Here is a 19,073-nt window from a genome sequence, read left to right as displayed (position 1 = left end):
CGTAACACGGCGAGGGGACAGGAAGCGCCGCGTTTCAGCTACACGCATACCCGCTACCGACCACGGAAACATCAGATTTTAACGTATTCGGTTTGCATGTTCCCACAAGATAAACTCAAGCACGCCTCGTCCCTGTGCTTCTCCGTGTTGCAGTCCTGCCACCACAAAGTCGCCGCCTCCTCGCCCAAGACACGCATCATCGGCGCCAGCGCCCTGTTCCTGGCGGCCTTCACCATCGGCGCAGCCGGCTTCGCCCCGGCCGAGCCGGACATGAAGGACGCCCCGGTCAACCCGATCTCCAAGGAACTGGCCTTGCCTGATCTGCAACATCAGATCAGCGCCCTGGAAGAGCAATCGCAGTACTACGTCAACGAAGAGAAGGTGCGCAGCGGCGACACCCTGGCCACCCTGCTCAACCGCCTGGGCGTGGATGACGATGAGGCCATGGCCTTCATCAAGTCCGATACCCTGGCGCGTTCGGTGATGCAGTTGCGCGCCGGCAAGCGCGTCGTGGCGCAGACCGATGACAATGGCGAGCTGGTCAAGCTCTCGGCCACCCTGGATGACGGCAGCGACGCGCCCAAGAACCTGGTCATCTCGCGCCACGACGGCAAGTTGAGCGCCGAAGCCCAACCGGCCGTGCTGGAGCGCCGCGTGGAAATGCGCTCCGGCGTGATCTTCTCCTCCCTCTTCGCCGCCACCGATGCGGTGCAGATCCCGGACGCCGTGGCCATGCAGCTGGTGGACATGTTCGCCACCAACATCAACTTCGCCTCCGACCTGCGCCGCGGCGACCGCTTCAATGTGGTCTATGAAACCTTCTGGCAGAACGGCGACCTGGTGCGCACCGGCCGCGTGCTGGCCGGCGAATTCGACAACGCTGGCAACCGCTACCAGGCCGTCTGGTTCAGCGACCCGGCCAGCAAGACCGGTGGAGGCGGCTACTACGCCTTTGACGGCAAGTCGCTGAAGAAGGCCTTCCTGAAGTCGCCGCTGGCCTTCACCCGGATCTCCTCGGGCTTCTCGATGCGCCTGCATCCCATCCTGGGCAAGTGGAAGCAGCATACCGGCGTGGACTTCGCCGCGCCCACCGGCACGCCCATCCATGCGGCCGCTGACGGCGTGGTCGATTTCGTCGGCAAGCAGAATGGCTATGGCAACATCGTGGTCATCAAGCACTGGAGCGGCTATTCCACCGCCTACGGCCACATGAGCCGCTTCGCGCCCGATATCAAGAAGGGCATGAAGGTCAGCCAGAACGACGTGATCGGCTTCGTGGGCATGACCGGCTGGGCCACCGGCCCGCACCTGCACTACGAATTCCGCGTCAACAACCAGCCGCGCAATCCGCTGTCGGTGGATGTGCCCAACAACCAGGCGCTGACCGGCCCGCAATTGCAGCGCTTCCGCACCGTGGCGGCCGACATGCAGCACCGCATGGCCATGCTGCGCGTGCCGGGCGCGCCGGACGTGAAACTGGCCTCGGTCAAGTAAGACACGACACACCGGCATTGCTGCCGCATGCGCCGAGGGCGGCCGCTGTAGAATCAGCGACCGCCCTTTTTCTTTTGCAGAACTTTTCCGGACCTTGCCTGCCATGAGCGCGTCTTCCACCCCGTCCACTCTCTATATCGGCCTGATGTCGGGCACCAGCCTCGACGGCGTCGATGGCGTGCTGGCCGACTTCCAGGGCCAGTCCGTCTCGGCCACCCTGGCCGCGGCCTATGTGCCCTTCCCGCCGCACCTGCGCGCCGACCTGATGGCCTTGCAGGCCGCCGGCCCCAACGAGATCGAGCGCGAAGCCATGGCCGCCAACGCGCTGGCCGTGCATTACGCCGATTGCGTGGCGCAGCTGCTGCTGCAGACGGGCAAGTCCGCCGCCGCTATCCGCATGGTCGGTGTGCATGGGCAGACCATCCGCCATCGCCCCGAGCTGGGATTTACCCGCCAGACCAACAATGCGGCGCTGCTGGCCGAGCTGAGCGGCATCGACATCGTCGCCGACTTCCGCAGCCGCGACGTGGCCGCGGGCGGCCAGGGCGCGCCGCTGGTGCCGGCCTTCCATCGCGCCCTCTTCGGTGATGCGGCGCAGTCGCGGGTGGTGGTCAATATCGGCGGCATTGCCAACATCAGCATCCTGCCGGCCGGCAAGGAAGAGGCCTATGGCTTCGACACCGGCCCCGGCAACGCCCTCATGGATGGCTGGATCCATCTGCACCAGCAGCGCAGCTACGACATCAATGGCGACTGGGGCGCCTCCGGCCAGGTGCATCCGGGACTGCTGACGCAGTTGCGCGAAGAAGCCTTCTTCCACGCCCCGCCGCCCAAGAGTTCGGGCCGCGACCTGTTCCACCTGGACTGGCTGCAGGCCGCGCTGCTGCGCACCGGCCAGCAAGTGGCGCCGGCCGATGTCCAGGCCACCCTGGCCATGCTCACCGCCAACACCATCGCCGACGCCATCAAGCTGCATGCCGCTGACGCCGGCCAGGTCTATGTCTGCGGGGGCGGGGCGGAAAACGCCTTGCTGATGCGGCTCTTGGGTCAGCAGCTGGAGGGCCGCGCGGAGGTCAGGTCGACCGCTGCGCTGGGCGTAGCGCCCCAGCATGTGGAAGCACTGGCCTTTGCCTGGCTGGCGCAGCGTTTCGACCAGCGGTTGGCGGGCAACCTGCCGGCGGTGACCGGTGCGCGCGGCCCGCGTGTGCTGGGGGCGCTCTATCCGGCCTGATCCTGCCGTTGTCCATCGATCGCCCAATAAAAATCCCCGCTGCTGGCGGGGATTTTTATTGCAGCGTACGGGGCTTCAATAACGGGAGATGCGTCCGTTATCCAGCCGCACGCGGTCGCCCACGCGGAAATCGGTATTGTCTTCCTGGGCGAAGGTCTGCATCGAGCCATCATCCATGCGCACGCGGATGTTGTAGACCTGGCGGCCTTCCGAATTGTTACGCTGGATCTTGTTGCCGGCATAGGCGCCACCTGCGGCGCCGGCCACCGTGGCCAGCACCCGCCCGGTGCCGCCGCCAATGGCATTGCCCACCAGCCCGCCGGCCACACCGCCGACCACGGTACCGGCTACGCCGTTGCTTTCCTTGTGGGTCACTTCGATGGCCTCGACCACACCAGTGCCGGTATAGGAAGCGACGCGATCATAGTTCTGGGACTGCGGCACGGCGCCGTACGGCTGCTGCTGCGGGCTGGCGCAGCCGATCAGCAGACCGGCGAAACTGAGGCTGACGATGGCCAGCGAGGCATAGTGATGACGAACGGACATGGGATTCTCCTTGCGAACTAGGCGAGATGACGCCAGTGTGCCGCGCCGCCCGCAGTGACGGCATCGGAAAAGCCCCGGAAAGAATGTCGGAAAAAGGCCGACGTCGCCGTGTGCAGACAGGCGTGGGCTGCCCTCAGTTCAGCCAGCCGCGCCGGCGGAAATACCAGAAGGGCGCAATGGCCGAGCCGATCATCATCAGGATGGCCAGCGGATAACCGATGGCCCAGTCCAGTTCCGGCATGATCTTGAAGTTCATGCCGTAGATGCTGGCAATGAGGGTAGGCGGCAGGAAGGCCACAGAGGCCACCGAGAAGATCTTGATGATCTTGTTCTGGTTGATGTTGATGAAGCCGACCGTGGCGTCCATCAAGAAGTTGATCTTGTCGAACAGGAAGGCGGTGTGGCCATCCAGCGATTCGATGTCGCGCAGGATCTGGCGGGCGTCCTCGAACTGCTCCGAACTGAGCAGCCGGCCGCGCATCAGGAAACTGACGGCGCGGCGGGTATCCATCATGTTGCGGCGGATGCGGCCGTTCAAGTCTTCTTCATGGGCGATGGTGTTGAGCACTTCAGCGGCGTCCTGGTCCGACAGGCTCTTCTTGAGCACGCTGGTGCTGACCGCTTCCAGCTTCTGGTAGATGCCTTCCAGGGCATCCGCGGAATATTCGGCGTCGGTCTCGTAGAGGTCCAGCAGCACGTCGCGGTAGTCGCCGATGGAACCGGGCCGCGAGCGCGCGCGCATGCGCACCAGGCGGAACACCGGCAGGTCTTCGGCATGCACCGAGAACAGGATGTTGCGGGCCAGGATGAAGGCCACCGTCATGGTCGAGGACGAATCGTCGTCGCCCTCGAAGAGGAAGTCGGTGCGCAGGTGCAGGTCGCCATTCTCGGCCTCGAAGTAGCGGGCCGAGGCTTCGATGTCGCTGAACTCGTCCTCGTCGGGCAGGGTCACGCCGTAGATGCTCTTGACCCAGGCGCGCTCCTCGTCGTTCGGCTCGGTCAGGTCCACCCAGACCGGCGCGGCCTGTTCCAGGTCGGTACGGCTGTCGATATTGACCTGGCTGAGTCGGCCGTTTTGCAACACGAATACATTGATCATGGGCTCTCGCTGGCTGGAACGCGGGGGAATGAGGGTGAATGCTGGCCGCAGGCGGCATGGCGGCATGGCAGCGGCGCCACCGGGAGGGACGGCGCGGCACGCTGCGCGAAACGTGCGCAAGTGTACGTTCAACCCCCGCCGCAGGCAAGCGCGGCGCGTGTGTCTGTGGCGCGCTCAGGCGCCCTGGTGCGCTGTCATGCTGCGGTCATGGCGCACCGTCCTATTTGGCCACGGCCGGCAGGGTGGCGGCGTTCATGCGCCGCAGGATCAGGCTGGTGCGGGCGGCCAGGTAGCCGGAGCCGCGATTGCGGTCGTAATAGCGCGGACGCGGCAGCATCACCGCCAGCCGCGCAGCCTGCTCGGCCCCCAGGCTGGCCGCCGGAATCCGGTAGTAATGCTGGGCGGCCGCCTCGGCGCCGAAGACGCCGTTGCCCCACTCGACCACGTTGAGGTAGATCTCGAAGATGCGCTGCTTGTCCAGCAGGAATTCCAGCATGTAGGTGATGATGAATTCCTGCCCCTTGCGCAGGTAGCTGCGCTCGCCGGAGAGGAACAGGTTCTTGGCCAGCTGCTGGGTGATGGTCGAGCCGCCAGCCACCACCTTGCCCTTCTTCTCGTTCTTCTCGTAGGCCTTCTGCAGCGCCTCCCAGTCCACTCCATCGTGGGAAGAGAAATTGGAATCCTCCGAGGCGATGATGGCGCGCTTGAGATTGTTGGAGATGCGGGCATAAGGCACCCAGCGGAATTGCAGCTGGGCCTTGGGGTCCTTCTCTTGCAGCAGCGCCAGTTGCTGGCGCATGAAGCTGGTCGATTCGGGATTGTGGTCTCGCCACCACCAGATCTGCACGAAGAAATACAGCTGCATCAGCAGCACCAGCACCAGGGGCAGCACGACAATCCAGAACAGCAGCTTGCGCAGGGATTTCATGGGACGGCTCTTGCGGGCGGACCGGCTCACTGCGACAGTTGCTGGCGCAGGCTGGCGAACACCTCGGCGGTCGCTGGACGCACCCCGCGCCACCACTGGAAGGCCTCGGCGGCCTGCTCCACCAGCATGCCCAGGCCGTCGCGCACATGGGCGCCGTGCTGCTGGGCGCTCTGCATGAAGACGGTGGGGCCGCGTCCATACATCATGTCGTAGGCCAGCGTCTCGCTGCCATAGACCGACGGCGGCAGCGGCGGCAAGTCGTCGGACAGGCTGGCCGAGGTGGCGTTGACGATGACATCGAAGGCCCCCTCGAGCCCGGCAAAGGTGGTGCTGCGCACCGGGCCATAGGCGGCGAATTGCGTGGCCAGTTCCTCGGCCCGGGAGGCAGTGCGATTGACCACCACCAGTTCGGCCGGACGCTGCTGCAGCAAGGGCAACAAGGCGCCGCGCGAGGCCCCGCCTGCACCCAGCAGGAGGATGCGGCGGCCCTGCAGGGCCTGGCCGGCGTTGACCATGATGTCGGTGACCAGGCCGGCGCCATCGGTGTTGTCGCCGAGGATGCAGCCCTCTTCGAACTTGAAGGTATTGACCGCACCGGCCAGGCGCGCGCGCTCGGTCAACTGGTCGGCCAGGGCATGCGCCTCCAGCTTGAAGGGCACGGTGATGTTGGCGCCGCGTCCGCCACGCCGCTGGAACACCTGCACCGCCGCCTTGAAACCGTGCAGCGGGACCAGCAGGCGCTCGTAGCTCATCGACTGGCCGGTCTGGGCGGCAAAACGCGCATGGATATCGGGGGATTTGCTGTGGGCAATGGGATTGCCGATGACGACGTATTCATCCATGTTGGTTCGCCTGTTCGCTGTTCGCTTGTTGTATGTTGTGTCGGTCCGATGCCGTTGCGGCTGTCCGGTGCCGCCGCTGAGCAGCCCGTCAACCGCCCCCCAGTTGCGCCTGCAAACCCTGGTCGCGCGTGAAACGGAAGCGCGTGATGATTTCCCAGACGTCATCGCGGCCGCCCGTACGCATATTGTCGGGGAAGCGGCCAAAGGGCGCCGAGCGGCGCACGATGGCCACCGCCGCCTGGTCCAGCGCGGCATTGCCGGAACTGGACTTGACCACCACGCCGCCATCGCGCTCGTAGATGCTGCCATCCTGGAACACCGGAATGACGATCAGCAATTCGCCGTAGAGCTTCTTGCCATCCTTGGTGGGGAAGTTCAGCGTGCCGACCTTCTCGATCTTGTCCTGCAGGGTCTTGTAATACTGGGCATAGCCCACTTCACGGGTGCTGGGCGTGATCTGGGTTTTCTTCGGGCGCTTGTTGTATTGCTCGATGTCGCGGGCCACCTCGGCCTCCATGCGGGCCATGGCGCGCGCGGTCTCGATCATGTCGCGCGCGTTGAGCTGCGGCGCTTCGGTCTGCTTCTGCTGCTCGGCGCTGGCCACATGCTGCTGCGACTGTTTCAGTTGCGCCATCATCCGCCGCTGCTGCTGTTCCAGCTCCACCACCTTGCGCTGCGCCGCCTTGACGCTGTCGCCACTGTCGACCCGCTGCATGTCCGGCAACGGCGACTTGGCGCGGCCGTCCTCGGCGTTGCCGCCGCCGTCCAGATTGGCCTGCGCCAGCGCCTGGGCATTGACCGGTTTCTTGTCATGCTTGGCGTTGACCAGGATGACCTCGAGATCCGGGTCGGATGGCTTGAGGCGGAATGCGTCGGGCGCGGCGAAATGCACGGCCAGCATCAGGCCATGCACCAGCAGCGAGACGCCCAGCGCCACGCTCAGCAGACGATGTTGGGCAAACGGATTCACAGATTCACAGCAGGAAAGAAAAGACAGCTGCGCACAGCGCAAAGTGCAATTCTACGCCAGCAGCGCATCATTGGGCCGCTTCAGCGGGCGGGTTCTCATCGGCTGCCAGCGACGCCGCCGGCTCCTCTGGCGGCGGGGCCTCTTCCTCGCCCAGCGCCGCCATCCCTTCGAGCAGGTCTTCGTCCTCCTCGCCCAGGTCGGCGTCCACGGCCTGGGCAGCGGCGGCCGGCACTTCCAGCAGGCGCGCCTCCACGGTCAGGTCGACCTCGTCCCAGCGCAGCAGGTCCAGCTTGACCTGCAGGCCGCGCGCCAGCTGCGGCAGGCCCGGCATGCGCAACACCAGGGGGATATCGACCAGGCGCAGGATCTCGTCCTTCAACACCACGGCGTCGACCACACGGGCGTTTTCCTGGGCCAGCCAGCGCAGGCACCAGTAGCGTTCCATGGTGGACTGGAAGTCGGCATAGCCGGAATAGGCGGCGTCGAAGCCGGAGACGATGGCGAAGAGGTCGGCATCGCGCGGCTTGAAGGGCGCCACCAGCGGCGCCGTCACGCCATGCTCGATGCAGGCCAGGATCTGCCACTGGTTGACCAGGTCGGTGTAGCGCCGCAGCGGCGAGGTGCTCCAGGCGTATTGATCCACCCCCAGGCCCTGGTGGGGCGCGGCGTGGGTCACCATGCGCACCTGCATCTTGGCGGCCCAGCCGCCGGCGCCGCCACCCTGGGCGCGGTAGATGCCGGGCACGCCATGGTCGGCCATGAGCTTGCCCCAGGTGCTGTTGGCGAAGATCATCAGTTCGGCCACGATCTTGTCCAGCGGCGCACCGCGACGGCGGCGCACGATGCTGACCACGTCGTCCTCGACGTAGAAGTTGAAGTCCACGCGATTGTTCTGTTCCGGCCGCAGGCCGAAGCTCTCGCGCTTGGCCATGCGGCCCTGCTCCAGCAATTGCACCCATTGCCACAGCAGCGCGATCTCATCCTTGTGCGGATACTCGCCGCGATTCTCGGCCAGCGCTTCCTCGGTGACCAGCTCGTCGAGATCGTTGTGGCGCAGGTTGGCCGTGATCGGCACCAGTTCGGCACGGGTCTCGGTGGCCAGCACGGCCCAGTTGGTGGCGTCCAGCGTAGCGTAGAGCGAGAGGGCCGGCCGCGCCGCGCCGGCGTCCAGGGTATAGGCGGCCACCAGCTCGTCAGGCAGCATGGTGATCTTTTCGCCCGGCATATAGACGGTGGACATGCGCGCACGGGCAATCGCATCGATGGCGTCGCCGCGCTTGATGGCCAGGCCCGGGGCGGCGATGTGGATGCCCACGCGCAGCTTGCCGTCAGGCAGGCGCGTGACCGACAGCGCGTCGTCGATCTCGGTGGTGGTGACGTCGTCGATGGAGAAGGCCTGCACGTCGGCCGTGGGCAGGTCCGTGGGCGGCGCAGGAATATCGATGGCGGGGAAACCGGTGCCACGGGGGAAATGCTCGAACAGGAAGCGCGCATAGTGCAGATCCTTGGGCGAAGCGACACCGCCGGCGGCCAGCATCAGGCGCTGCGGCGTGGTCTGCATTTCCTTGGCGGCGGCGTCCAGGGCCTTGAATTCGATGCTGTTCTTGTCGGGCTTGAACAGCAGTTGCAGCGCGATCGGGGCAAACGCCTGCGGCAGCTTGTGGGCCTTGAGTTCGTCCACATAGGCCGCTTGCGCCAGCAGTTGCTGCTTCTTCTTTTCCAGTCCGGCCAGCGCGGCCTGCAGCGAGGCTTGCGGGGCGGCCTTGTAGCGGCCGCGGCCCTTCTTGTAGAAGTAGATCGGCGCATTGTGCAGGCGCAACAGCAGGCCGGCCGCCTCGGGCGGCAGCGGGGCATGGCCGAAGTAGTCGGTAGCCAGTTCGGTGAAGCCGAATTCTTCCTCGCCGGCCACTTCCCAGAGGAAGTCCAGGTCGATCTCCTCGGCGATGGCCTGGGCCTGTTGCAGCAGTTCCTGCGGCGCCGGGGTCGCGAACTGCAGCAGTGCGTCGCGCGCCTTGACCTTGGCGCGCTTGCCGGAGGCCATCTCGACCTGGTAGGACTCGCCCTGCTGGGTCATGATGGAGCCGGCCTTGAAATCGCCGGATTCTTCGAACAGTAAATTCATCTGCGTCTATCGCTTTTCAATCGGGTGCATGGGCCGGCCGGGAGCGCATCAAGGGCTCCAGCGCCGGCAGGAAAACGTCGGTAACCATCAGCACGCCGCCGCGCCGGGTAAACAGGGAGCGGCGCGCCAGGAGGCTGGGAGGCAAGGGCAAGCCAGGCAGGGCCTGCACGATGCGGCGCATCAGAGGGTGATCGGCTGCCAGGCGAGCATACTGGATAGGGCTGCGCCCCACCAGCGGATCAAAGAACAGGTTGGCCCCCAGCGGGGTGTTGCCCAGCTTGCTGAAGAAGGGCCAATCCGACTTCACCGAAGCGGTGGACAAGACGGTGTGCCCGAACACCACCGGCTGGCCGTCGCAATGCAGGATCACATCGCGCTCGACCACCCGGCTGCGGGCCGGCACGCCCAGTGCGGCATGCTCGTCGGCCAGGATGGGGCCGGGGCGCTGGCGCAGCAGGCGCACCGTGAAATGCGCGGTGCGGGCCTTGAGCTTCAAGGTCATGGAACCCGGATCGGACAACCAGGCGCGGGTACGCCGCGCCACGCCGCCCTGCTCGGCCAGTTGCCCTGCCAGCGCCTGCGGGTGCGCCATCCAGCGGGCCCGGCCTACACCACGCGGCATCAGGACACCGCCTTGCGGTGGGGATCGACGCCGCAGAAGGCCAGCACCTCATCCAGGTAATCGGCAAATTCGGCAATGCCGTGGTCACTGCCCTGGATCACGGTCTGGCGCGCCAGCGGGTAGTGCGCCACCATCTCGCGCCAGTCCAGCACCTCGTCGCCGGTAGCGGCGATGAGGAAATAGCGCTCGGGCCGGGTGATGGCCGGCACGACCAGTGCTTGCAGCTCGGCGATGTACTCGTGCTTGAATTCGAAGGGTTCATCGGAGTGGTACTGGGTGCTCACGCCCACATACGACTCCAGGTCACGCGGCGGCTTGACGGCCGGGTTCAGCAGCACGGCGCGGCAGCCCAGCCGTTCGGCCAGCCAGGTGGCGTAGAAGCCGCCCAGGGAAGAACCGACCACGGTCAGTTGCGCCGGTTCCACCTGCGCCACCAGCGCGCCAGCCAGGGCAATGGCCGCTGCCGGCGAGGCCGGCAATTGCGGGCAGAGGTAGTGCTCCTGCAACCCCAGGTCGGCCATGCGCTGCCCCATCAGGCGCGCCTTGTACGACTGCGGCGAAGAGCGGAAGCCGTGCAGGTAGAGAATCATGCCAGGGCGTCCAGCAGCTTCTGGTGCACGCCGCCGAAGCCGCCATTGCTCATCACCAGCACATGGTCGCCGGGCCGCGCCGCAGCCTTGACGGCCTGCACCAGCGCAGCCAGGTCGTCGAAGGCGGCCGCCTTGGCGCCCAGCGGGGCCAGCGCCTCGCCCAGATCCCAGCCCAGCGCGTCGCGCCCGGTGTGGGCGCCGAAACCGAAGACCAGGTCGGCGTCGGCCAGGCTGCCCGGCAGGGCTTGCTTCATGGTGCCCAGCTTCATGGTGTTGGAGCGCGGCTCCAGCACGGCCAGGATGCGCGCCGCGCCGACCTTCTTGCGCAGGCCGGCCACGGTGGTGGCGATGGCGGTGGGATGGTGGGCGAAATCGTCGTAGACGGCCACGCCATTGGCGCTGCCGCGCAGTTCCATGCGCCGCTTGACGCTCTGGAACGCGCCCAGCGCCGCAATGGCCTGGGCCACCGGCACGCCCACGTGACGGGCAGCGGCAATGGCCGCCAGCGCATTCATGCGGTTGTGCTCGCCGGTCAGTTGCCACTCCACGGTGCCTTGCGTCTGGCCATCGAAGAAGACATCGAAACGGCCATCTTCATGGGTCAGCAGCGACCAGCCCGACTGGCCCTGGGCCACGCCGAAGTCTTCGCGCTCGCTCCAGCAGCCACGCGCCAGCACACGCTGCAAGGCCGGCTCGCGGCCATTGACGATCAGGCGGCCGATGCCGGGCACGGTGCGCACCAGATGATGGAACTGGGTCTCGATGGCGGCCAGGTCCGGGAAGATGTCGGCGTGGTCGTATTCGAGGTTGTTCAGGACCGCCGTGCGGGTGCGGTAGTGGACGAACTTGCTGCGCTTGTCGAAGAAGGCGGTGTCGTATTCATCGGCTTCGATGACGAAGAAAGGCGCAGGACCGCCCTGGCCATCGCTGCCCAGGCGGGCCGAGACGCCAAAGTTCATCGGCACGCCGCCGATCAGGAAGCCAGGTTGATAACCGGCATGTTCCAGCACCCAGGCCAGCATGGCCGAGGTGGTGGTCTTGCCGTGCGTGCCGGCCACGGCCAGCACCCATTTGTCTTGCAGGATGTTCTCGCCCATCCATTGCGGACCGGACACATAGGGCAGGCCGCGATTGAGGATTTCTTCCATCAGGGGATTGCCGCGCGAGACGACATTGCCGATGACGAACAGGTCGGGCTCGAGCTCCACCTGGGCGGCATCGAAGCCCTGGGTCAGCGTGATGCCCTGGGCTTCGAGCTGGGTGCTCATCGGCGGATAGACGTTGGCGTCGCAGCCGGTCACCGTATGACCAGCCTCTTTGGCCAGCACGGCCAGGCCGCCCATGAAGGTGCCGCAGATGCCGAGGATATGTATATGCATAGCGAATCTTGGGGTGTAATCCCAAGATTTTACCTGAGCCGGCGGCTCCTCCCTACCCCCGGCGACGCGGCGGGCTCAAGCGATGCCCTTGTCCTGGCTGCGCAAGGCGGCCGGCAGGTCCTCCGGCTCCAGCCCGGCCTCACCGGCGCAGCAGCGATCCGGCCCGAACGGTCGCCTGATGTGCCTGAGCACCTGCTCGGCATGACGGGCGGCGCTGTTGAGGCGGTTGAGGATCAGTCGCAGGCTTTCCCATTCATCCGGTTCCAACGGCTGGTCCAGACCATCTCTGACCGCGCTGGCCCGGGTGATGAGGGCCGCCGCCTTCCAGGCGGCCTCATGATAGACCTCCGCCAGCTCACGCCGGATGCGGTCCAGCTCTGCGTTGTCGGGCTTGCTCATCGCTGCCTCAGAAGGTTTCCCATTGTTCATCCGGCCCCTGCGCCACGGCCAGCGCGGGCGTAGCCGTTGACGTGGCGCCGGCCACTGCTGGGCGTCGCGGCGTGTAGGCGGGCGCCGCAGTGGCCACAACGGCCACCTCGGGAACTTGCTGCCGCGCTGCGCCAGGCAGGCGGAACACTCCGACCAGCTCCGAGAGTCGCTGGGCCTGGTGCGACAGCGACTGCGATGCCGAGGCCGCCTCTTCCACCAGGGCGGCATTCTGCTGGGTCACCTCATCCATCTGGGTAATGGCCTGGTTGACCTGCTCGATACCCTGGGTCTGCTCGCCGCTGGCCGCCGAGATCTCGGACATCACATCGGTGACCCGCTGCACACTGGACACCACCTCGGAAATGGTCACCCCGGCCTTCTGCACCAGCCCGCTGCCCAGGCCGACCTGCTGCACGGAGTTGTCGATGAGGGTCTTGATCTCCTTGGCGGCGGTGGCCGAACGCTGGGCCAGCGAGCGCACTTCGGTGGCGACCACGGCAAAGCCGCGCCCTTGCTCGCCGGCACGGGCCGCTTCCACCGCCGCATTCAGCGCGAGGATATTGGTCTGGAAGGCGATGCTGTCGATCACGCTGATGATGTCCACGATCTTCTTGGAAGACGCATCGATGCTGCCCATGGTCTCGATGACCTGGCTGACCACCTTGCCGCCCTCCTCGGCGATGGTCGAGGCGCTCAGCGCCAGCTGGTTGGCCTGGCGCGCATTCTCGGCATTCTGGCGCACGGTGGACGTCAGTTCTTCCATGGCCGAGGCGGTCTCTTCCAGCGAACTGGCCTGCTCTTCGGTGCGGCTGGAGAGGTCCAGGTTGCCACTGGAAATCTGGCCCGAGGCGGTGGCGATGGCGTCGGTGCCGCTCCTGACCTGGCTGACGATGCGGCGCAGGCTGGTATTCATGGCCGCCAGCGCGGCAGTCAGTTGCCCGGTTTCATCGTCGGAGCGGGCGGTGATGTCGGCAGTGAGGTCACCGGCGGCAATGAGATGGGCAAACTCGCCCGCGCTGCGCAAGGGCGTGGCAATTACCCGGGCGATGAACAAGGCCAGGGCCAGGCCTGCCAGCAATGCGCCGATCAGGATGGCCACGACCCACACCTGCGCCTGGTCATAGGTGGTCTCGGCGCTGCGGGTGGACTGGACGCTGCCATCCAGGTTGACCTGGGCCAGCTTGTCGAGATCGTTGAGCAGGCTCAGGTAGTTCTCGAAGGCCGGACCCAGCAGCAGGCGCTTGGCCTCGTCCAGCTTGCCGGCCCGAACGGCGGCCAGCGTGTCACCGTGCAATGCAATGAATTTGTCGATACGCGCATTGACGCCAGGAAACAGTGCTTTTTCACCCGGCTCGGAGATCTGGCCCGTGTACTGCTTGCGCGCCTCCGCCAGGGCTTCCAGGTTCTTGTTCATGAGGCCGATGACTGCGCTGCTCTGCTTTTCATCGCCATCGTAGAGCGCCAGCTGGGCCTGGTTGGCCCGCACGCGCGAGAGCGCCACCTTCATGTCATTGAGCGAGCGGATGCTGGGCAGCCAGTTGGTGGCCAGCTCCGTGGCCGCCTGGTTCACCTTGTGCAACTGGACAATGGAAAAAATGCCCAGCCCGCCTGTCAACAGCAGCACGCAGGCAAAGGCCAGCAACAGCTTGGTGGCGATCCTGCGATTGTAGAACCAGTTCATGACTTCCCCTTTTCATAGTCGGATGCGCAAGAAAAGTACGCCCGACCCCATGGCCAAAACCGGTCTGCTGCGTACGCGATAGACCGAACTTAACCGCTTCCTCACCAAGGTTCCGGCGCGCCGAAAAATTCCTGCGCATTTTTTCGGCGCGCTTCGTTTCCGTGGAAGGAAGCTCCAGGGCTTGAGAGAGAATCACAGTAAAAACTTACATATTCATTAAACATTTTCTGACTTAAATCGACATGCTCCCTGTCTTGATTTGCCCTGGATGCAACAGAAAATGCCGCTGAGTGCTTTTCTCATTGAAAGCCGCATCAAAAACCAAGCCTCTTTTTCTGCCCTGGGCTCAAGCACCAAGGTCGATCTGTCCGACCCGCACCATGCCGACACCTTTTTGCGCACCACCGGTGTCAAGATCGAGAACCTGAATGCGCCACACGCCACGGTCCAATATGAAGGCGAATATTTCCTGCTGCCCGAGGGGGGGCTCTACCGTTCCATGACCGCCTCTGGATGGGTCATGCTCAGCATCCCCGAGGCCGAGGGCTATAGTCTCTACATTCCGCGCAGCGGCGAGTTGCACTGGCGCGCGGCCGAGGGCCTGATCCATTGCCGCAGTGGCAGCGCCATCATGCTGGACCTGGCTCGGATGCAGCAGCTCGCCAGCCTGGGCTCATCCTCGGGCACGGGCTTCTTTTTCTCCATGCATTGCATGACGCACAATCTGTCCCAGCTGCTGGAGGCGCCGGTGCACCGGCAATTGCGTTTCCAGTCACCGCTGGTGCACGACGCCCATGTGCTGGCTCCGCTGGCGTCCCTGGGCGAACTCATCGCCGAAGGCCTGGGTGGGTCAGCGCCGCTGAAGAATGCGCCGCTGGCCATGGCCAATCTGCTGCAGGCGGCCTCCTACCTGATCCTGCACAACCTGCCGCACAATCATTCGCACGCCCTGACGCGCCGGCCACCCGCGCCCGCGCCGCGCCAGATCAAGCGCGCCGTGGAGTTCATCATGGCCAGGCTGTCCGCACCGATCACCCTGGCCGACATCGCCGCGCATGCCGCCATCAGCGTGCGCTCGCTACAGTCGGGCTTTCGTCGCTACAAGGAAATGACACCGATGGAGTTCCTGCGCACCCAGCGCCTGGGGCGTGTGCGCGAAGACCTGCTGGATCCGGCCGTTCCTGCTGATATCCAGCACATTGCATTGAGTTGGGGCTTCACCCATCTCTACCTGTTCATGCGCTATTACAAGAAGCAGTTCGGCGAGAGCCCTCAGGCCACCCTGGCCAGGCGGGCGGCCAAGTGGAGCGGTAGCTGACCCGTACCCAGGAGCGCAGCCATGGCGCGCAACGGGTATCATGTGGCCCATGTCTGAATTCACCTCCCCCACCGAGCAGCTGCGCGCCGAGATCGCCGCCGCTGCCGCCCGCATGATCGCCGAAGATGGCGCCGACTATGGCAGCGCCAAGCGCAAGGCCGCGCGGCAGATCCTGGGCAACCAGAAAGTACGCGGCGAGATCATGCCCGATAACGAGCAGATCGAAGAGGAAGTGCGTGTCTACAATGAATTGTTCTTCGCCGATACGCAGCCGGCGCGGCTGCTGCACCTGCGCCAGGTGGCGCTGCAGGTGATGCAGGACCTGCAGGCCTTCAATCCCTATATTACCGGCGCGGTCTGGAATGGCACCGCCGGGGAGCATTCCGACATCCATCTGCAACTGTTCTCTCCCAGCGCCAAGGATGTGGAAATCTTCCTGCTCAACAAGAACGTGAATTTCGAAGTGGGCGAGACGGCGCACTTCCGCACCGGCCAGCCGGTGGAAACCCTGAGTTTCCTGTTGCCCCAGCGCGGAGCCGATCCGGAACTGGCCCACCTGGCCCTATATGAGGAGGACGATCTGCGCGGCAGCCTGCGTGCGGCGCCTGGCAAGCGCGCCGAACGCGGCGATGCCAACGCCCTGGCCGCCCTGATCGATGAGACCTGCAAGGAAGAAGATTGATGAAAAAGCTGCGCAATGTGATCCTGTTGGCCGTGGTTGCCGTCGTTTGTGTGGGGATCGGCCTGTACGCCAGCCATCGCGCCCATCCGGCCGAGTCCGCCGAGACCCAGGCGCTGAACCGCCTGCTGGCGCAGTCGCTGCCTGACGCTACCGGGCAGATGCAGTCGCTGGCGCAGTATCGGGGCAAGCCGCTGATCGTGAACTTCTGGGCCACCTGGTGCGGCCCTTGCGTGGAGGAAATGCCCGAGCTGACGGCTCTGCAGCAAGAAATCGCGCCGGTGCAGATCCTCGGAATTGGCGTCGATAGCCAGGAAAATATCGGCAAGTTTGCGCAAAAGTACCAAATCCGCTATCCTCTCTTCGTTGCCGGAACCGGCGCCACCGATTTGCTGCGGCAATTCGGCAATCAGGCGGGCGGTCTTCCGTTCACCGCTCTGGTGGGCAAGGACGGCAACGTCAAGAAGATCTACCTGGGTCGTCTGAAGTTCGACGAACTGCGCCAGGACCTCTCCCAGCTGTAAATTCGAGAAAATCTGCGAAAAAGAAAGTTTTTCTTGCCAATTGATGGCATTTGACGGCAAAATGCGCGCATCGTCGTCAAACGGAGCTTAATCTCCATGGCAAAACAGCTACTCCTGCTCAATGGTCCGAACCTGAATCTGCTCGGGACCCGGGAGCCGGCAGTCTACGGTTCCACCACGCTGGCCGATATCGAACAGCGTGCGCAAGAACAGGCCCGCGCCGCAGGCGCTAGCCTGGTCGCCTTCCAGAGCAATCATGAAGGCGCGCTGATCGACCGCATCCATCAGGCCCGCAGCGAGGGCGTGGACGGGATCATCATCAATCCGGGCGGACTGACCCATACCAGCGTGGCCTTGCGCGATGCGCTGGCCGGGGTGGCCATCCCTTTCGTGGAAGTGCATATCTCCAATATTCACCAGCGCGAGGAATTCAGGCATTTTTCCTACCTGTCCGGCATTGCCCGGGCAGTCCTGTGCGGCTTTGGGGTGGATGGCTATCGCATGGCCGTCGACCATTGGCTGCGTCAATCCTGACGGCCTTGCGGGCCGTTTTCCGGCCTGCGCCCATGGATCGCTTCACCGACTGCATCATCTGACTGGACCCGCCGGCCGCAGCTCGCGCCGGCGCTTCTTTTAACACTACTCAATCTACATTCCGAGGGATTCAAATGGATTTACGAAAACTCAAGACGCTGATCGACCTGGTTGCTGAATCGGCCATCGAAGAGCTGGAAGTCACCGAAGGCGAAAGCAAGGTCAGGATCGTCAAATCGTCCCCGAATACCCAGAATCAGGTCGTGATGGTGCCGCAACAGCAAGCCTACGCACCGGCCGCCGCGCCCGTCGCCGCCGCTGCTCCGGTGGCAGCCCCCGCTGCCGCGCCGGCTGCCGCCGCCGTGCCGGAAGGCTATATCGTCAAGTCGCCCATGGTCGGCACCTTCTACCGCTCCTCCGCGCCGGGCGCACCGGCCTTCGTGGAAGTGGGCAAGGAAGTCAAGGAAGGCGACACCCTGTGCATCATCGAAGCAATGAAGCTGCTCAACGAGATCGACACCGACAAGGGTGGCGTGGTCAAGCAGATCCTGGTGGAAAACGGCCAGCCGGTGGAATTCGGCCAGCCGCTGTTCGTGCTGGGCTGATCGCGTATCGTCCCCGGCCTGGCCAGATGCGGCCGCCCGCAGCGGCCTGCTTCCCGAACCTATAACGCTTGATCCTAGCGACGCTTCAATCCTTTATGTTTGAAAAAATCCTCATCGCCAACCGTGGCGAAATTGCCCTACGTATCCAGCGCGCCTGCCGCGAATTGGGCATCAAGACCGTGGTCGTGCACTCCGAGGCCGACCGCGAAGCCAAGTACGTGAAGCTGGCCGATGAGTCGGTCTGCATCGGCCCGGCCCCGTCGACCCTGTCCTACCTGAACATGCCGGCCATCATCAGCGCCGCCGAGGTCACGGACGCCCAGGCGATCCACCCCGGCTATGGCTTCCTGTCGGAAAACGCCGACTTTGCCGAGCGTGTGGAAAAGTCGGGCTTCGTCTTCATCGGCCCGCGCGCAGAAAACATCCGCATGATGGGCGACAAGGTCTCGGCCAAGCAAGCCATGATCCGTGCCGGCGTGCCCTGCGTGCCGGGTTCGGACGGCGCGCTGCCGGACAATCCCAAGGAAATCGTCCAGATCGCCCGCAAGATCGGCTATCCGGTCATCATCAAGGCCGCTGGCGGCGGCGGTGGCCGCGGCATGCGCGTGGTGCATACCGAAGCCGCGCTGATCAATGCGGTGACCATGACCAAGACGGAAGCCGGCGCTGCCTTCGGCAATCCGGAAGTCTATATGGAGAAGTATCTGGAAAATCCGCGTCACGTGGAAATCCAGATCCTGGCCGACGAACACAAGCAAGCCATCTGGCTGGGCGAGCGCGACTGCTCCATGCAGCGCCGCCACCAGAAGGTCATCGAGGAAGCGCCTGCACCGGGCATCCCGCGCAAGATCATCGAGAAGATCGGCGAGCGCTGCGCCGAAGCCTGCCGCAAGATGAACTACCGTGGCGCCGGCACCTTCGAATTCCTGTACGAAAACGAAGAGTTCTACTTCATCGAGATGAACACCCGCGTGCAGGTCGAACACCCGGTGACCGAAATGATCACGGGCGTGGACATCGTGCAGGAACAGATCCGCATCGCCGCCGGCGAGAAGCTGCGCTATCGCCAGCGCGACATCGAGTTGAAGGGCCACGCCATCGAGTGCCGCATCAACGCCGAGGATCCGTTCAAGTTCATCCCCTCGCCGGGCCGCATCACCGCCTGGCACGTGCCGGGTGGTCCTGGCATCCGCGTCGATTCGCACGCCTACTCGGGTTACTTCGTGCCGCCCAACTATGATTCCATGGTGGGCAAGGTGATCGCCTATGGCGCCACCCGCGAGCAGGCCATCCGCCGCATGCAGATCGCGCTGTCGGAAATGGTGGTCGAGGGCATTTCGACCAACATCCCGCTGCACCGCGAACTGATGGTGGATGCGCGCTTCTTCGAAGGTGGAACCAATATCCATTATCTGGAACATAAGTTGTCGGAACGTCCGGCTTCCCCGGAAGCGGACAAGGCCATCAAGAAGTAAGCAAG

The 19,073-nt window shown here is 64.7% G+C and carries 19 protein-coding genes; 8 read left to right on the top strand and 11 right to left on the bottom strand.

What is annotated here, in order from left to right:
- The first annotated feature begins 96 nt into the window (after positions 1 to 96).
- Positions 97 to 1,494: a M23 family metallopeptidase gene (locus tag ACP92_RS02015; RefSeq protein WP_041310025.1), complete on the top strand. Its 1,398-nt coding sequence runs from the start codon at positions 97 to 99 to the stop codon at positions 1,492 to 1,494.
- Positions 1,495 to 1,597: 103 nt separating this feature from the next.
- Positions 1,598 to 2,725 (top strand): anhydro-N-acetylmuramic acid kinase, encoded by a 1,128-nt coding sequence (locus tag ACP92_RS02010; RefSeq protein WP_013232450.1) that lies wholly within the window; start codon positions 1,598 to 1,600, stop codon positions 2,723 to 2,725.
- A 75-nt stretch (positions 2,726 to 2,800) separates the two neighbouring features.
- Here ACP92_RS02010 and ACP92_RS02005 read toward each other — a convergent pair whose 3' ends face one another.
- The 11 genes from ACP92_RS02005 to ACP92_RS01955 form a co-directional block, all read right to left on the bottom strand.
- Positions 2,801 to 3,271 (bottom strand): glycine zipper 2TM domain-containing protein, encoded by a 471-nt coding sequence (locus ACP92_RS02005; RefSeq protein WP_013232449.1) that lies wholly within the window; start codon positions 3,269 to 3,271, stop codon positions 2,801 to 2,803.
- Between the two features lie 133 nt (positions 3,272 to 3,404).
- Entirely contained in the window at positions 3,405 to 4,370 is a 966-nt protein-coding gene (gene corA / locus ACP92_RS02000; RefSeq protein ID WP_013232448.1) for a magnesium/cobalt transporter CorA, read from the bottom strand.
- 220 nt (positions 4,371 to 4,590) lie between these two features.
- On the bottom strand, positions 4,591 to 5,298 hold the full coding sequence (mtgA, locus tag ACP92_RS01995; RefSeq protein ID WP_013232447.1) for a monofunctional biosynthetic peptidoglycan transglycosylase: 708 nt from the start codon (positions 5,296 to 5,298) through the stop codon (positions 4,591 to 4,593).
- A gap of 26 nt (positions 5,299 to 5,324) precedes the next feature.
- Positions 5,325 to 6,140: a shikimate dehydrogenase gene (aroE, locus tag ACP92_RS01990; RefSeq protein WP_013232446.1), complete on the bottom strand. Its 816-nt coding sequence runs from the start codon at positions 6,138 to 6,140 to the stop codon at positions 5,325 to 5,327.
- A gap of 88 nt (positions 6,141 to 6,228) precedes the next feature.
- The gene (tolA, locus tag ACP92_RS01985) at positions 6,229 to 7,110 is read right to left on the bottom strand and encodes a cell envelope integrity protein TolA (RefSeq protein ID WP_041310023.1); all 882 of its coding nucleotides are present in this window, start codon (positions 7,108 to 7,110) and stop codon (positions 6,229 to 6,231) included.
- A 67-nt stretch (positions 7,111 to 7,177) separates the two neighbouring features.
- Positions 7,178 to 9,232 (bottom strand): ribonuclease catalytic domain-containing protein, encoded by a 2,055-nt coding sequence (locus ACP92_RS01980; RefSeq protein WP_013232444.1) that lies wholly within the window; start codon positions 9,230 to 9,232, stop codon positions 7,178 to 7,180.
- Between the two features lie 16 nt (positions 9,233 to 9,248).
- A complete protein-coding gene (locus tag ACP92_RS01975) occupies positions 9,249 to 9,854 on the bottom strand; it encodes a chorismate--pyruvate lyase family protein (protein ID WP_013232443.1) in 606 nt (201 codons plus the stop codon).
- Positions 9,854 to 10,444, bottom strand: a complete 591-nt coding sequence (locus tag ACP92_RS01970; RefSeq protein WP_013232442.1) for a YqiA/YcfP family alpha/beta fold hydrolase — start codon at positions 10,442 to 10,444, stop codon at positions 9,854 to 9,856. The genes ACP92_RS01975 and ACP92_RS01970 overlap by 1 nt, the downstream gene beginning before the upstream one ends.
- The gene (gene mpl, locus ACP92_RS01965; RefSeq protein WP_013232441.1) at positions 10,441 to 11,823 is read right to left on the bottom strand and encodes a UDP-N-acetylmuramate:L-alanyl-gamma-D-glutamyl-meso-diaminopimelate ligase; all 1,383 of its coding nucleotides are present in this window, start codon (positions 11,821 to 11,823) and stop codon (positions 10,441 to 10,443) included. The genes ACP92_RS01970 and mpl overlap by 4 nt, the downstream gene beginning before the upstream one ends.
- A gap of 75 nt (positions 11,824 to 11,898) precedes the next feature.
- Positions 11,899 to 12,222: a hypothetical protein gene (locus ACP92_RS01960; protein ID WP_013232440.1), complete on the bottom strand. Its 324-nt coding sequence runs from the start codon at positions 12,220 to 12,222 to the stop codon at positions 11,899 to 11,901.
- Between the two features lie 7 nt (positions 12,223 to 12,229).
- Positions 12,230 to 13,933, bottom strand: coding sequence for a methyl-accepting chemotaxis protein (locus ACP92_RS01955; protein WP_013232439.1), 1,704 nt, complete (start codon positions 13,931 to 13,933; stop codon positions 12,230 to 12,232).
- Between the two features lie 394 nt (positions 13,934 to 14,327).
- Here ACP92_RS01955 and ACP92_RS01950 point away from each other — a divergent pair, with 394 nt between their 5' ends.
- The 6 genes from ACP92_RS01950 to accC all read left to right on the top strand — a co-directional run bounded on the left by ACP92_RS01950 (position 14,328) and on the right by accC (position 19,068).
- Positions 14,328 to 15,251, top strand: coding sequence for a helix-turn-helix transcriptional regulator (locus ACP92_RS01950; protein WP_232284892.1), 924 nt, complete (start codon positions 14,328 to 14,330; stop codon positions 15,249 to 15,251).
- 40 nt (positions 15,252 to 15,291) lie between these two features.
- A complete protein-coding gene (locus ACP92_RS01945; protein WP_013232437.1) occupies positions 15,292 to 15,933 on the top strand; it encodes a hypothetical protein in 642 nt (213 codons plus the stop codon).
- Positions 15,933 to 16,454: a TlpA family protein disulfide reductase gene (locus ACP92_RS01940; RefSeq protein ID WP_013232436.1), complete on the top strand. Its 522-nt coding sequence runs from the start codon at positions 15,933 to 15,935 to the stop codon at positions 16,452 to 16,454. The genes ACP92_RS01945 and ACP92_RS01940 overlap by 1 nt, the downstream gene beginning before the upstream one ends.
- A 96-nt stretch (positions 16,455 to 16,550) precedes the next feature.
- Entirely contained in the window at positions 16,551 to 16,988 is a 438-nt protein-coding gene (gene aroQ, locus ACP92_RS01935) for a type II 3-dehydroquinate dehydratase (RefSeq protein ID WP_013232435.1), read from the top strand.
- Positions 16,989 to 17,122: 134 nt separating this feature from the next.
- Positions 17,123 to 17,593: an acetyl-CoA carboxylase biotin carboxyl carrier protein gene (gene accB, locus ACP92_RS01930; protein ID WP_048348486.1), complete on the top strand. Its 471-nt coding sequence runs from the start codon at positions 17,123 to 17,125 to the stop codon at positions 17,591 to 17,593.
- Between the two features lie 95 nt (positions 17,594 to 17,688).
- The gene (gene accC / locus ACP92_RS01925) at positions 17,689 to 19,068 is read left to right on the top strand and encodes an acetyl-CoA carboxylase biotin carboxylase subunit (protein WP_013232433.1); all 1,380 of its coding nucleotides are present in this window, start codon (positions 17,689 to 17,691) and stop codon (positions 19,066 to 19,068) included.
- Positions 19,069 to 19,073: the final 5 nt, after the last annotated feature.

The sequence above is a fragment of the Herbaspirillum seropedicae genome (genome assembly GCF_001040945.1).
In the GTDB taxonomy this organism is placed as follows: Bacteria; Pseudomonadota; Gammaproteobacteria; order Burkholderiales; family Burkholderiaceae_D; genus Herbaspirillum; species Herbaspirillum seropedicae.
This window is presented reverse-complemented; position numbering and strand designations above follow the sequence as displayed.